Below are 1,605 nucleotides of genomic sequence, written 5' to 3' on the forward strand. Positions count from 1 at the left end.
CCAATGCGGACGGTTTTGGAGATATGATGATTGGGGAACATTTCCACCGGTCCTTCGGGAGCATCGAATTTTTGTCCCACGGCCGCGGCGCGAACTTTGTCGAGATCATCGGCAGTTGCCGCTTGTTCCACCGCTTGCTTCCAGAGATAGACCATGATGTAGGCCGCTTCCATGGGGTCATTGGTCACGCGATCCTCACCATATTTAGCTCGAAAAGCCGCAACAAATTTCTTGTTAGCGGGGGTATCTACGGTTTGGAAATAGTTCCAACAAGCGTATTGACCGAGGAGATATTCCTTACCGATTTGTTTAACTTCTTCCTCGGCAACACTCACCGACATGACCGGATATTTATCGGGAGTTAAACCGGCCGCTTGCAGTTGTTTAAAGAAAGCCACGTTACTGTCACCGTTAAGGGTGTTGAAAATAACGCCACCATCGGGTAAAGCTTGCTTAATTTTGGTAATAATCGGGGTAACTTCCGTGTTACCTAGGGGTAGATAGTCTTCGCCCACGGTTTCGCCGCCTTTCGCCTTTAACTGCTCTTTAATGATCGTGTTGGCAGTGCGGGGGAAAACGTAGTCGGAACCGACGAGGAAGAATTTTTTCCCTTTATTTTCCAGCAACCAAGTCACTGCCGGCTCGATCTGTTGGTTGGGGGCAGCACCGGTGTAAAAGATATTTCTAGAACACTCTTGACCCTCGTACTGGACGGGATACCAGAGCATATGGTTTTTGGCTTCAAACACGGGTAAAACTGCCTGACGACTGGCGGAAGTCCAACAACCGAAGACAGTCACAACTTTGTCCTGATCGATCAGTTTGGTGGCTTTTTCGGTAAAAGTTGGCCAATCGGAAGCGCCATCTTCCACCACTGCCTCGATCTGTTTACCAAGAACACCACCGGCGGCATTGATTTCCTCGATCGCCAGTTTTTCCGCATCAACTACGCTGGTTTCACTGATGGCCATGGTGCCACTGAGGGAGTGCAGAATACCCACCTTAATCGTCTCTCCAGAGGCTGGGGCGGGACTAGCAGCCGGGCTAGGACTAGCCGTGGGGGTTTGGCTTTGATTGCCACCACAAGCTTTTAACAGAATACTGGTTCCCAAAGCGGCAGAACCGTACAGGAGAAATTTACGTCGTCCTAAATTTGACATGATGATCTTGAACTAACCTCGCTGACAATATTAGCTACTTCACACGGATGTTTTTGCTGAGGAGATTTTCGGGAATCTTTCTACGAATATCTGTGTGATATTACGGCTAGGTTAGCAGATTTTTTGTAATTTTCGCTACTTTTTAGATGTTTTTTGTAATTTTTTGCTACTTTTTTCCCAAAAATTAATGATTTTTCTGGAATTTACCTCAGTTTTTTAGCTATCAGGAGTCGGGAGGCAGGAGGCAGGAGTCAGGAGTCAGGAGTCAGGAGTCAGGAGACAGGAGGCAGGAGTCGGGAGATAGGAGACAGGAGACAGGAGACAGGAGACAGGAGATTATTTCTATTTAGGGCTTGCTGAATAATGGTAAAACCCTTTTAAAATAAAGCTTTTGACCTGTTAAAGTCCGATGTTCATGCTGCGAAAATAGGATTGGGACTTTCAA

At 47.1% G+C, this 1,605-nt stretch carries 1 protein-coding gene; it reads right to left on the bottom strand.

Annotation, left to right across the window (positions count from 1 at the left end):
- Positions 1-1,160: urea ABC transporter substrate-binding protein (urtA, locus tag PX482_RS13535; protein WP_288122547.1), on the bottom strand; the 1,160-nt coding region annotated here is incomplete at its 3' end.
- Between the last annotated feature and the right edge of the window lie 445 nt (positions 1,161-1,605).

The sequence above is a fragment of the Microcystis sp. M53602_WE12 genome, from assembly GCF_030065455.1.
GTDB classification, from domain to species: Bacteria; Cyanobacteriota; Cyanobacteriia; order Cyanobacteriales; family Microcystaceae; genus Microcystis; species Microcystis aeruginosa.